The sequence below is a fragment of the Burkholderia stabilis genome (genome assembly GCF_001742165.1).
Lineage (GTDB): Bacteria > Pseudomonadota > Gammaproteobacteria > Burkholderiales > Burkholderiaceae > Burkholderia > Burkholderia stabilis.
On the sequence record NZ_CP016443.1, the window covers coordinates 2720557 to 2732585 of the forward strand.

Here is a 12029-nt window from a genome sequence, read left to right on the forward strand (position 1 = left end):
GGCAGATCACTGCGTTGCCGCCGATTGCGCGGCCCGGAAAGAGGGAAGGGGAAGGTGCTGCGGAGACGGCCGGCGCGCGCCAGGCGCCGCATCGTCAGAAGATGTGCGTGATCAGATAGAACAGCACCAGCAGCCCGACCGGTACGCCGAGCAGCCAGGCGATCAGATATTTGCCCATGTCGTTGTCCTGGTGGCCGCAGCGCCGGCGGCGCCGCGGCGGGTGAGGTTCGCCGATCGCGTTACAGCTCGCGATCGAAATCCTTCAGTTGCTTCTCGGCTTCGTCGCGGGCAATCCCGTACCGCTCCTGGATCTTGCCGGCCAGATACTCGCGATTGCCGTCGGCCACCTTCAGGTCGTCATCGGTCAGCTTGCCCCACTTGGCCTTCAGCTGGCCGGTGAGTTGCTTCCATTGGCCCTTGATCTTGTCCTCGTTCATCGTGTGCTCCTGTTGGGTGATTCGGGGATAAAAGGCGCGGCGTCCGCCGCGCGGGAGGTCAGGCCTTCGCCTTCAGGCCGGATGCGTCGACGTGCTTCACGCCCTTGATCGCGCGTGATACGGCGATCGCCTTCTTCACGGCGATCTTGCTGGGCAGTACGCCCGTCAGCGTGACGACGCCGTCGACCGTCTTCACGCCGATGTCGAAACTCTTCACGCCGTCGGTGGCGGCCAGCTGGCTCTTCACCTTGGTGGTGATCCACGTGTCGGTGACGGGCTGGTTCGATTCGGCGGCCATGCCGTTGTCGGCCGAGGCGGTCTGCGCTTGCGCGTTCGTGAGCGGTGCGGCGCTGAGCAGGAAAGCCGCGCTGACGGCGAGCAGTGTCGAAAGGTGCGGGGTCTTGTTCATGGATGGGTTCTCCGTCGATTGGCGTGGGTGAATGGATGAATACGGTGGATGAATACGGCAGGCGGCATCCGTTACCGGACGATCGGCGTGTCGTAGCCGGGCTCGCGCGGCGGGATGTCCGGGCGCGGCACGTCGGGCGGCAGCGGGACCGGCGGGTCCGTGCCGGGCGGCGGTTCGGGCGGGCTGTCCGGATGCGGTTCGGGCCGCGTCGGATCGGGAGTCTGATGCAGTTTCATCGTGCTTCTCCTCTGCGGTTCGGAAGGGCAGCGCATGAGCGCCGATGCAGGACCAGCGTACCGGTGCAAGGACGGCCGTACATCGCGCAAATTCACCTGATCGGCTAGTGCGTTTGCACGGGGGGGCGGAGACGGGGCGGGTGGGTGCCGGGTGCCGGCGGCGCGGGGGAATGCGCGCGCGGCGGCTGCTTCGCGGATCGGCGGGATGCCGCACGGTGGCGGCGCGCCGTGCGAATGTACTATTGCGGATAGTGCATTCGCGCCTGTTGCGCACCGGCGTGGCAAGCGATCATCGCCACACGCGCCGGCCGGCGCGTGTCGACGAACAGGCGACCGCGGCCGCGGCCATGTTGACTACGTGGAACGATTCGATGAACGAACAGGTAAACGAACAGGTGCTCAAGTCGCATACCGACCGGCGCCAGCTGCACCAGATCATCGCGGGGCTCACCGAGGGCGTGATCCTGGTCGAGCCCGACCAGCGGATCGTCTGGGCGAACGAAGCCGCGCTCGCGATGCATGGCGTGACCGAGCTGAACGCGCTCGGCGCGACCGTCACCGAGTATCGCGAGCGATTCCGGCTGCGTTACCGGAACAACCATCCGGTGCGCGACGGCCACTATCCGATGGATCGCGTGATCGCGGGCGAGGAGTTCAGCGACGTGACGGTCGAAGTCGAATCGGCCGCCGACGAAACCGTGAGCTGGGTGCACCGGATTCGCAGCCTCGTGCTGACGAACGCGGCCGGCGAGCCCGACTGTCTCGCGCTCGTGCTGCACGACGCGACCGAATGGGCGAGCGCCGAGGAGCGCTTCGAGCGCACGTTCAACGCGAACCCGGCGCCGGCCGTGATCTGCCGGCTCGACGATCTGCGTTACGTGAAGGTCAACCAGGGCTTTCTCGACATGACGGGCCACGCGCGCGACGACGTGCTCGGCCGCTCCGTCTACGAAGTCGACGTGCTCGAACAGGCCGAGCGGCGCGAGCTCGCGATCGAGCGGCTCGGCGAAGGCGCGACGATTCCGCAGATGGAGGCCGTGCTGAAACTCGCGGACGGCAGCACGAAGGCGGTGGTCGTCGCCGGGCAGCCGATCGACATGAACGACGAGGCGTGCATGCTGTTCACGTTCATGGATCTCGAGCCGCGCAAGCAGGCCGAGCGCGCGCTGCGGCAAAGCGAGGAGCGTTTCGCGACCGCCTTCCGGATGGCGCCGGTCCCGACCGCGATCGTCACGGCCGACCGCTTCGAACTGCTCGACGTCAATGGCGCGTTCGCGGCGATGACGGGCCATCCGCAGGACGACCTGCTCGGCAAATCCGCGGACGAGATCGGGCTGTGGGCCGAGCGCGGCGCATGGCAGCGCATCGAAAGCCGCGTCGCGCGCGACGGCAACGTGCGCAACGCGGACGTACAGATCCGCACGCGCGACGGCGACGTGCGCGATTGCGTCGTGTCGGCCGACCCCGTCGCGATACACGGGCGCGATTGCCTGCTCGTCGCGCTGCTCGACATCAGCGATCGCAAGCGCACCGAGATGGAGCTCGTCTATGCGATCGAAACCGCGATGCAGGATGCGTCGTGGTTCAGCCGCACGCTGATCGAGAAGCTCGCGAACGTGCGGCGCGCGAATGCCCCGGATGCGGGCGCGCAACTGTCGGACCTGACCGCGCGCGAGCGCGACGTGTTCGACCTGCTGTGCCACGGCCTCGCGGACAAGGAGATCGCCGGCCGCCTCGGGCTCGCGCCGAACACCGTGCGCAATCACGTCGCGACGATCTACGCGAAGCTCGACGTGCACAGCCGCGGCGAGGCGATCGTGTGGGCGCGCGAGCGTGGAATCGTCGGCGCGGCCGAAGCGAACGGCGCGCGCGAGAAGGGCGGCGCGAAGGGCAAGGACTGACGCCGTCGGTACGAATGCACCATGCGTGCTGGTGCATCCGTATCTGCCGCATGCGGCGCGCGCTTGCGATCCTGTCCACTCGGCGGTGCGGCGCAGGCCGTCACATCGCCGGTTCTCCCCAACCATCGCAGGAGACGACCATGGACAGGAATCGCATCGAAGGCAAGCTCAAGCAGGTCAAGGGTTCGGTCAAGGAAGCACTCGGCAAGGTGACGGGCGACCGCAAGGCGGAAGCGGAGGGCGTCGCCGAACAGCAGGCCGGCAAGATCCAGGAGCAGGCCGGCGAGGCGGCCGATGCGGTGCGCAAGCATACGGGCACCGATCGGCACTGACCGATCACGCATCGCGACGGGCCGCCGATGCGGTGATGCCCGATCGGCATGACCGCGGCGCGCCTTTGTTCGCGGGCGTCAGCGCGCATTCGGGTTGACGCGTTTCACCCGCGGCCCGCCGTCGCGCGGGCAGTGCGCCGTTCGGGCGGCCGGAACTTGATGACAAATCCTCACAACATAGTTCCGATATTTCGTTTGCTGCACGGGTATTGGCTACCCACAATCCATTCACCTCTTTCGCGGTGAAAGGTTCTTCGGAGACGGAGCCGCGGTGACCGTCCGGCGCGCGTCGAATGACGCTGGCGACGGACGAAAAAACATCGGCCCGAAGGAGGTCGCCGACGCGCGGCAGTCGCGCGTTGCACCCCGACCCACAGAAGAAGGACTGCCCGATGACGTTCCGCATCCGCTCGCTTTCCGGCGTCGCATTGACCGCCGCGATCCTCGCATTCCAGACCGGCGCGGCCCATGCGCAGGAGACGGTCGTCAAGGTCGGCGTGGCCGGCCCGCTGACGGGCGGCGGCGCCGCATACGGCAAGGACATCGAGAACGGCGTGCGCATGGCCGTCGACGAGGCGAACGCCGCACACCCGACGGTGGGCGGCAAGCCGGTGAAGTTCGTCGTCGCGTCGCAGGACGACCAGAGCGATCCGCGCACCGGCGTGCAGGCCGCGCAGCAACTCGCCGACGCGCAGGTGGCCGTCGTGATCGGCCACTTCAATTCGGGCACGACGCTGCCCGCGTCGAAGATCTACGCGAAGGCCGGCATTCCGATGATCACGCCGTCGGCGACCAATCCCGACATCACGCGCGCCGGGCTCGGCACCGTGTACCGCGTGATCGCGACCGACACGCAGAACGCCGGCAACGCAGGCGCGTATGCGGCGAGCGTGACCAAGGCGAAGCGCATCGCGATCATCGACGATCGCACCGCATTCGGCCAGGGCGAAGCCGACGAATTCGAGAAGGCGGTGAAGGCGAACGGCGGCACGATCGTCGCGCGTGAATTCACGAACGACAAGGCTGTCGACTTCAGCGCGCAGCTCACGAAGATCAAGAGCACGAACGCCGATCTGGTGTTCTTCGGCGGTCTCGACGCGCAGGCCGCGATGCTCGTGAAGCGCATGCGTCAGCTCGGCATCCGCGCGCAATTCCTCGCGGGCGGCGGCGTGATGAACGCGAACTTCATCAAGCTCGCCGGCAACGCGGCGGAAGGCGCGGCCGTGTGGGAATACGGGCAGCCGCTGTCGCGTCTCGCGAAGGGCAAGCAGTTCGAAACGAAATTCAAGCAGAAGTACGGCGTCGACATGCTCGCGTATGCGCCGTTCGCGTACGACGCGACGTGGATCGCGATCAACGCGATGCAGAAGGCGAACTCGACGAAGCCGGCCGATTTCAACGGCGCGCTGAAGGGTACGCGCTACGACGGCATCACGGGCACGATCGCGTTCACGAACACGGGCGACCTGAAGAACCCGAGCTCGACGCTCTATGAAGTGAAGAACGCCGCGTGGCAGCCCGTCACGACGAAATCGGCGGACTGAACGCCCGCGCGCAGGCTTTCGCGGCGATGCCGGACGTGCTGAAATACCCGGAGCGATCGGTTGCGATCGCGGCGCACGCCGGGGCGATCGCCCGGGAACACTGCACGCGCGGCGCCGCGCGCGACGCGGCACGAACAACCCTCGGGCGCGGCCGGCTGGCCGCGCTTTTTACGTGCAACTGGAGTCAGTCGTGAGTTCTCAAGTCGTCATCGTCGGCGGTGGTGTGATCGGCAGCTCGATCGCCTACTTCCTGCGCGCCACCGATCCAACGGTATCCGTGACCGTCATCGAGCGCGATCCCACTTATGCGCGCTCGTCGTCGGCGCTGTCGGCCGCGTCGATTCGCCAGCAGTTCTCGACGCCGCTGTCGATCGAGATGTCGCTGTTCGGCATCGACTTCCTGCGCACGATCGGCGAGCGGCTGGAAGTCGACGGCAACCGGCCGTCGATCGATCTGCACGAAGGCGGCTACCTGTTCCTCGCGACGCCGGCCGGCGAGGCGACGCTGCGCGAGAACCATGCGCTGCAGACGCGCCTCGGCGCGGATATCCGGCTGATGGATCGCGATGCGCTGCACGCGAAGTTTCCGTGGCTGAACGTCGACGATCTCGTGTCGGGCGCATACGGCGTGAGCGGCGAAGGCTGGTTCGACGGCTACGGGCTCGTGCAGGCGCTGCGCAAGAAAGCGCAGGCGCTCGGCGCGCGCTATGTGGCGGCCGATGTGAAGGACGTCGTGCGCGACGGCCGCAAGGTCACGCACGTGGTGACGGCAGACGGCGAACGCCATGCGTGCGACACCGTCGTCAACGCGGCCGGCGCGTGGACGCGCACGCTGTCATCGATGATGGGCATCGACATTCCCGTGTATGCGCGGCGCCGCAGCATCTTCAACGTGTCGTCGCCGGCGAAGCTCGCGGATTGCCCGCTGCTGATCGACCCGACGGGCGTGTATTTCCGGCCGGAAGGGCGCACGTATATCTGCGGGACGTCGCCGAGCCCGGATCGCGACCCGGACGACCTGCCGCTCGACGAAGTCGATCACGACTTGTTCGACGAGGTGATCTGGCCGACGCTCGCGAACCGCGTGCCGGAGTTCGAGGCGCTGCGCGTGGAGAACTGCTGGTCCGGTTATTACGAGTACAACGTGTTCGATCACAACGCGATCATCGGGTATCACCCGGATCTCGACAACGTCGTGTTCGCGAATGGCTACAGCGGCCACGGGCTGCAGCAGGGGCCGGCGACGGGGCGCGGGGTCAGTGAACTCATTCTGGGCGGGCGGTATGACACGCTCGACCTGTCGTCGCTCGGCTGGGCGCGTGTGCTGGAAAACCGGCCGATCGTCGAAAAGAACGTCGTGTAGCGCGGCGTGAGCGCCCGTCCGGTGTGGGGCGGGCGTCATTCTCCTTGTGTCTCAACCCATTGGCCCGACGTTGTCGGGCTTTTTTTTGCGCTGCGGTTCTGCGCAGACGATCGGCGAACGCGGCCGCGCGGGCGATGTGTCACCACGTGGCCGGGTGACGGCCGCCGCTTCGTCACTTCGTCATATGAGGTAATAGCTGTAATCCGGCATGAAATCTTCTTTTCGATGGCTCGGGCTAGACTGGTCTCGCCTTGTCCCCCCAAGGCGTTGTGTAGTCTCCGCTTGGCCCGCGCTTTCCGGCGTGGGCCAATTTTTCGGGCTGGCATCGGCGGCGATCGAACGATCACCGGCCGGATGCAGATTGGAGGAAACCTGCGTGACCATTCGCCCGACAGCCCGTGATGCCGGTTCGCTCGTGCGCATCATTGCGTTGAGCGCGGCGACGGCAACCGCCCTGATGACCACGTTGCCGGCCGCTTTCGCACAGGCCAGTGCGCCCGTGACCAGCAGCGTATTCGTGCACCCGCCTTACGATACGGGCAACAGCGCGATCAACGAGAATTTTCAGTACATCGCCCATCCGCCGATACGGCCGGTCGCCGCGAGTGCGCCAACGGCCGTGCACGGTTCGCACCGGGGCCGTCGCGGACAGGCGGGTACGACGAGCGCGGCGGGCGGCGGTGGGAACAACACGGCGGCCGTGCCGCTGCCGACGATGCCGGCGGACACGCCGGCCAATCCGCCGGTTTCGCAGTAGCCGCTTTTCCCCGGAAGCTTCCGGGACAGCAACATGACGATCGGGCGCCAACCGGTCGATCGTCCGACAGAACGTCGTGTAGTGCGGCGTGGCCGCCCGGGATGGGGTGGTCGGGATTCTTCTTGTGTTCTCAGCTTGGCGGCCCGACTGTATGTCGGGCCTTTTTTTCGTCGCACGAGCGACCGACTGATTCGCCGGTCGTCGGCACCGTACTTCGCTCAAGTACACTCGTGCTCTCGTCACGCGAACGGCACCAGCATGGACAGTCAGCTTTGGATCATTTGCGGGCTTACGTTTGTCATCCATGTGATCGCGACACTGGCGTATGCCGTGCGGATCGCCGGGGTTCGCACACGTCGTATCGCGTTGTCGTTTTCCTTGTTCGGGATCATCGCGCTGGTTTCCCGGACCGCCAATTCGTTTCAAGGGCCGTTCATTGCGAAGCGGGTCGAAATGGATATCGCGCACCGGATGGGCAGCGGGTTGCTCACCGACTTTCGATTCTTCCTGCTGAGCGCCACCGTGGCGAGCATCGTCGGAGCGTTCCTGATTCCGACCTTCCAGCGGTATTTCAGCCGCGCCGTCGAGCACTTTCAGGCGAACCGTTCGATTCCCCGGCTGCTGCTGGACGCCTGCAGTCGCGCAGGCGTCAACTATCTGCGGATCGGCGCGCGCATGCCTTCCCGTCACAACGTCACGCAACTGGCCTCGAGTACCGGCGTGTCGCGGAAAGTCATCGTGCTGAACGTCGTTGCCATGGCGATCTGGACGGTCGGCGTGTTCGCGTCGCTGTACGCGGGCTACCTGAAACCCGACCTGAGAGTGACGTGCGCGAATCTGTCGTCCGTCATCAACGGTTTCGCGACCGTGGTGCTGGCCGTCGTCATCGACCCGCAGGTTTCCGTCATGACCGACGATGTCATCGAAGGCCGGATCTCGGAAAACAGCTTTCGCCGGGCCATCACGACGCTCGCCGGCGCGCGCGTGCTCGGCACGCTGTGCGCGCAGGCTGTGCTCGTTCCGGCGGCATGGGTGATCGTCCGCGTCGCCGAATTTATCTAGCGCGATATGGTACCCGGTGATCCTCTACCGATTTGCCCGCCCCTTTGTTAATGTGTCTTCGATTCAGCCCCCGGATGTCCAAGGCAAATATGGAAATCAAGTGGATCGAGGATTTCATCGCTCTCGCCCAATACCAAAGCTTCTCCCGAGCAGCGGAGTTTCGTAACGTAACGCAGTCGGGTTTTAGTCGCCGAATCCAGTCGCTCGAGCAGTGGATCGGCGCCGAACTGATCGATCGCAGCAGCTTCCCGCCTGTGCTGACACCGGCCGGACAACTATTTCGCGAGACGGCTGAAGACGTGCTCAGCCGGCTGTTCGACACACGTGCAATCATCCGGACTGAGCAACGAATCGCCGGCAAGAGCCTGCAGATTGCTGCCGGCCACACGATCGCGCTCAGTTTCCTGCCGGGCTGGCTCAAAGCGCTTGCGCCCCATTTCGGCGAGGTGCGGGCGCGCGTCATTCCAACGAACGTCCACGACTCGATCCTGATGCTCGTCAACGGAAACTGCGAGCTCATGTTTGCCTATCATCATCCCGAGCTGCCGTTGCATCTCGACCCGGGCAGATACGAGCACGTGACCGTCGGTATCGATACGCTGATGCCAACATGCAAGCCCAACCGGCGGTCGGCCCCCACTTTTCGCCTGCCGGGGACGAAGCAGAATCCGCTTCCGCATATTTCGTATACGGAAACTAGCTACTTCGGACGCTGTCTTGCGCTGCTGCTCGCTCGAGCACCTGATACGCCTGCGTTGCAGCTGCACTACGAGTCCGACATGGCCGAAGTCTTGAAGAAGCTCGTGCTGGAGGGCGAGGGGGTAGCGTGGTTGCCCAAGAGCTCGATCGCCGCCGAGCTGGAGACTGGCGACCTCGTGCCTGCCGGCCCGGCAGCGTGGTATCTCGAAGTCGAGCTGCGCGTCTATCGCGACGCCACCAACCGCAGCGAATTTCTAGATACGCTTTGGCAACACCTCCGTGCTGCGTCGCCCCGACTCAGCTAGGGTTTTCCCACGTTATGCGGATCTCGCATACCATCATGATGCACTAGCATCACGGTTTTATTGACGCTCCCTACCATTCGTTCCAACGGCAAATGTGACGCCTGGCCAGCGTCATTTGGGCCCATTCCTAGCGCTCGGCAGCCTTCGGCTGCCCGGCGTCACCCAAGGACGAATGGACATGAAAAATCGCCTCACTCTCAGCATCGCTGTCGGCATGATCCTCGGTGTCATTGCCGGCTACGCGTGTCACAAGAGCATCACCGACCCGGGCACGCTCAAAACGGTCGCCGGCTATTTCTCGATCGTGACGGACATCTTTCTGCGGCTGATCAAGATGATCATTGCGCCGCTGGTCTTCGCCACACTCATCTCCGGTCTGGCCGGGATGGACAGTGGCGAAGACGTCGGCCGTATCGGTCTTCGCTCGGTCGGCTGGTTCATCTGCGCCTCACTGATTTCGTTGGGCCTCGGGCTCATCATGGCCAATGCGCTGGAACCGGGAGCCGGTCTTCATCTCACGGACACCGCCGGCGAGGTAAACACTGGGCTGAATACGGCTGCGTTAAACGCGCGGGACGTGATCACGCACGCATTCCCGACCAGCCTGATCGACGCGATGGCACGCAACGACATTCTGCAGATTCTCGTATTTTCGGTGTTCCTTGGCATCGCGCTGAGTGCGCTGAAGAAAGACCCACGGGTCGGCATTGTTATCCAGGCAATTGACGGTCTGGTGCCGGTGATGTTGCGTCTTACGAACTACGTGATGCGTGCGGCGCCGCTCGGCGTATTCGGCGCAATTGCTTCCGCAGTCACGCTTCGCGGTCTGGATGTGATTTATACGTACGGCAAGCTGATCGGCTCGTTCTATCTCGGGTTGCTCATCCTTTGGGTGATCCTGGTGGGTATCGGTTATGCATTTCTTGGGCGACGTATCGGCAGTCTGCTGAAAGCGGTGCGTGAACCCGCATTGATCGCCTTCTCCACTGCGAGCAGCGAGGCCGCCTATCCACGCCTGACCGAACAACTGGAGAAGTTCGGCGTCGACAAGAAGGTGGTCGGGTTCACGCTTCCGTTGGGTTACGCGTTCAACCTCGATGGTTCGATGATGTATCAGGCATTCGCGGCGATCTTCATCGCGCAAGCCTTCGGTGTGGACATGCCGTTGTCGCAACAGATCTTCATGTTGTTGATTCTCATGCTTAGCAGCAAGGGCATGGCAAGCGTGCCACGCGGATCGGTCGTCGTCGTCGCTGCCGTGGCACCGATGTTTCATCTGCCGGCCGCGGGCGTCGCAATGGTCCTCGCGATCGATCAGATTCTCGATATGGGACGCACGGTGACCAACGTCATCGGCAACAGTGTCGCGACTGCGGTGATTGCGAAGTGGGAAGGTAAGCGGCCGGCAAAGTCGAGCAACGCCTCATTCGACCAACCGGAGCTGAACGCATGAAACGGCCCGAATCCATGAGCACTCGGCAGAAATTCGGCGTCGTCGGTGGCCTTGGGCCGCTCGGAAGTGCGGACGTCTTTTTCAAGCTGGTGAAGGCGACCCCTGCATCGTCCGACGATGAGCATGTCGATCTGATCTTCGAACAGCGCCCATTCAGCGGCTCGGGATCAAGCAGCGCGGCTACAACGGAACGCAAGCTTTACGTTTTCGACATGATCCGGGAATTCGAAAAGCGCGGTGTGACGACCGTAGTGCTCCCATGTTTTCTCAGCCACACGTTTATTGACGAATTGAAGGCGAACACGCGGCTGCCGATCGTCAACATCGTCGAGGCGATTCGCTGTTACGTGCAGCGAAAGTTCCCCGGCGCTACCCGCATTGGCGTGATGGCTTCGGACTATGTGCGCGGCAAGAAACTGTTCGAGACGTACTTCCCGTCACCGCAGTTCGACATCATCTATCCGCGGGCGCATGGCGATAACGATCTTGTGACCGACGCGATTTATGGGCCGGACGGGATCAAACGTGGCAACCTCCGCGGGCGGCCGATCGAACTACTGCGCGCTGCGAGTGAGGATCTGGTGGATCAGGGGGCACAGGTCATTGTCCCGGCTCTGACTGAAATCGCACTTGTAGCCGACGAGCTCGGCCCGCAGCGGGTGCCGCTGATTGACTCCAATCTGGCATATGCGCAGTACGCCGTCTCGGCGCCAGGCGGCTCGCGCGCACCGACGTTCAAGGTCGGTGTCGTCGGTGGTGTCGGGCCGGCGGCGACAGTCGATTTTTTGAACAAGGTCGTTCGAAACACACCGGCGTCGCGTGATCAGGACCACATCAAGCTGCTTGTCGAACAGAATCCACAAATTCCAGACCGGACGGAAAACCTCGTCGGCACCGGTGCGGATCCGACGATCTCGTTGTATGCGACATGCAAGAAGCTCGAGGACGGAGACGCAGACATCATTGCGATTCCATGCAACACCGCCCATGCGTTTGTCGAGCGGATTCAACCTTATCTCGGCATCCCGATCGTCAACATGCTGACGGTCACCGTCGCTTACCTGCGCGAGACCTACCCTGCGCTGCGAGAGGTCGGTGTGCTCGCAACGTCCGGCACGATCGAAAGCGGCGTCTATAAGAAGGCGCTTGAGGCGCACGGACTCAAACAGGTAGCGCCAGGGCCAGCGCTGCAGGCGCGCGTGATGGAAGCGATCTACGGCAAGAACGGCGTCAAGGCAGGTTTCTCGACAGGACGATGTGAAGAAGACATCAACGCAGCTGTCGACGGATTGATTGCCGACGGTGTCGAAGTGATTGTCCTCGGATGTACCGAGCTTCCGATTCTGCTGCCAAGCGGGGAGTACGTCGCACGAAACGGCGCACGGGTCACGCTTGTCGATCCGACCGAAGTACTGGCGCGCAGATGCATAGCTTATGCGACCACCGCCGGCGGTTGAACCGTAGAGCCCCCAACCCATTCAGACATCCGGCGTGCCTGCAGTCGCATATGGCGCCGGCCCCTCGCATCGAC

Annotated in this window: 13 protein-coding genes; 10 read left to right on the forward strand and 3 right to left on the reverse strand. The window is 64.0% G+C overall.

Features of this window, described 5'->3' with window-relative positions:
* Window positions 1-239: 239 nt before the first annotated feature.
* From BBJ41_RS30030 to BBJ41_RS41305, 3 genes are all read right to left on the reverse strand, one after another.
* Window positions 240-437: a CsbD family protein gene (locus BBJ41_RS30030; protein WP_069749805.1), complete on the reverse strand. Its 198-nt coding sequence runs from the start codon at window positions 435-437 to the stop codon at window positions 240-242.
* Window positions 438-495: 58 nt separating this feature from the next.
* Entirely contained in the window at window positions 496-846 is a 351-nt protein-coding gene (locus BBJ41_RS30035) for a BON domain-containing protein (RefSeq protein ID WP_069749806.1), read from the reverse strand.
* A 71-nt stretch (window positions 847-917) separates the two neighbouring features.
* Window positions 918-1082 (reverse strand): hypothetical protein, encoded by a 165-nt coding sequence (locus BBJ41_RS41305; RefSeq protein ID WP_163012986.1) that lies wholly within the window; start codon window positions 1080-1082, stop codon window positions 918-920.
* Between the two features lie 371 nt (window positions 1083-1453).
* On the opposite strand from BBJ41_RS41305, the gene BBJ41_RS30040 reads away from it, so the two are divergent.
* The 10 genes from BBJ41_RS30040 to cuyB all read left to right on the forward strand — a co-directional run bounded on the left by BBJ41_RS30040 (window position 1454) and on the right by cuyB (window position 11955).
* A complete protein-coding gene (locus BBJ41_RS30040; RefSeq protein ID WP_069750439.1) occupies window positions 1454-2983 on the forward strand; it encodes a helix-turn-helix transcriptional regulator in 1530 nt (509 codons plus the stop codon).
* A 140-nt stretch (window positions 2984-3123) separates the two neighbouring features.
* On the forward strand, window positions 3124-3315 hold the full coding sequence (locus tag BBJ41_RS30045; RefSeq protein WP_069749807.1) for a CsbD family protein: 192 nt from the start codon (window positions 3124-3126) through the stop codon (window positions 3313-3315).
* Window positions 3316-3707: 392 nt separating this feature from the next.
* Window positions 3708-4859 carry a branched-chain amino acid ABC transporter substrate-binding protein gene (locus tag BBJ41_RS30050; RefSeq protein ID WP_069749808.1) on the forward strand — a complete coding sequence of 384 codons (1152 nt, stop codon included), beginning with the start codon at window positions 3708-3710 and terminating at the stop codon, window positions 4857-4859.
* On the forward strand, window positions 4826-5053 hold the full coding sequence (locus BBJ41_RS30055; RefSeq protein ID WP_069749809.1) for a hypothetical protein: 228 nt from the start codon (window positions 4826-4828) through the stop codon (window positions 5051-5053). Before BBJ41_RS30050 ends, BBJ41_RS30055 begins: the two co-directional genes overlap by 34 nt.
* Entirely contained in the window at window positions 5050-6222 is a 1173-nt protein-coding gene (locus BBJ41_RS30060; RefSeq protein ID WP_069749810.1) for an NAD(P)/FAD-dependent oxidoreductase, read from the forward strand. The genes BBJ41_RS30055 and BBJ41_RS30060 overlap by 4 nt, the downstream gene beginning before the upstream one ends.
* 208 nt (window positions 6223-6430) lie before the next feature.
* Window positions 6431-6979, forward strand: coding sequence for a hypothetical protein (locus BBJ41_RS40760; RefSeq protein ID WP_156814900.1), 549 nt, complete (start codon window positions 6431-6433; stop codon window positions 6977-6979).
* A gap of 258 nt (window positions 6980-7237) precedes the next feature.
* On the forward strand, window positions 7238-8041 hold the full coding sequence (locus BBJ41_RS30070) for a lipid II flippase Amj family protein (protein ID WP_069749812.1): 804 nt from the start codon (window positions 7238-7240) through the stop codon (window positions 8039-8041).
* Window positions 8042-8130: 89 nt separating this feature from the next.
* Entirely contained in the window at window positions 8131-9045 is a 915-nt protein-coding gene (locus BBJ41_RS30075; protein WP_069750440.1) for a LysR substrate-binding domain-containing protein, read from the forward strand.
* A 178-nt stretch (window positions 9046-9223) separates the two neighbouring features.
* Window positions 9224-10498 (forward strand): dicarboxylate/amino acid:cation symporter, encoded by a 1275-nt coding sequence (locus BBJ41_RS30080; protein ID WP_069750441.1) that lies wholly within the window; start codon window positions 9224-9226, stop codon window positions 10496-10498.
* A complete protein-coding gene (cuyB, locus tag BBJ41_RS30085; RefSeq protein ID WP_069749813.1) occupies window positions 10495-11955 on the forward strand; it encodes a cysteate racemase in 1461 nt (486 codons plus the stop codon). The genes BBJ41_RS30080 and cuyB overlap by 4 nt, the downstream gene beginning before the upstream one ends.
* The last annotated feature ends 74 nt before the right edge of the window (window positions 11956-12029 follow it).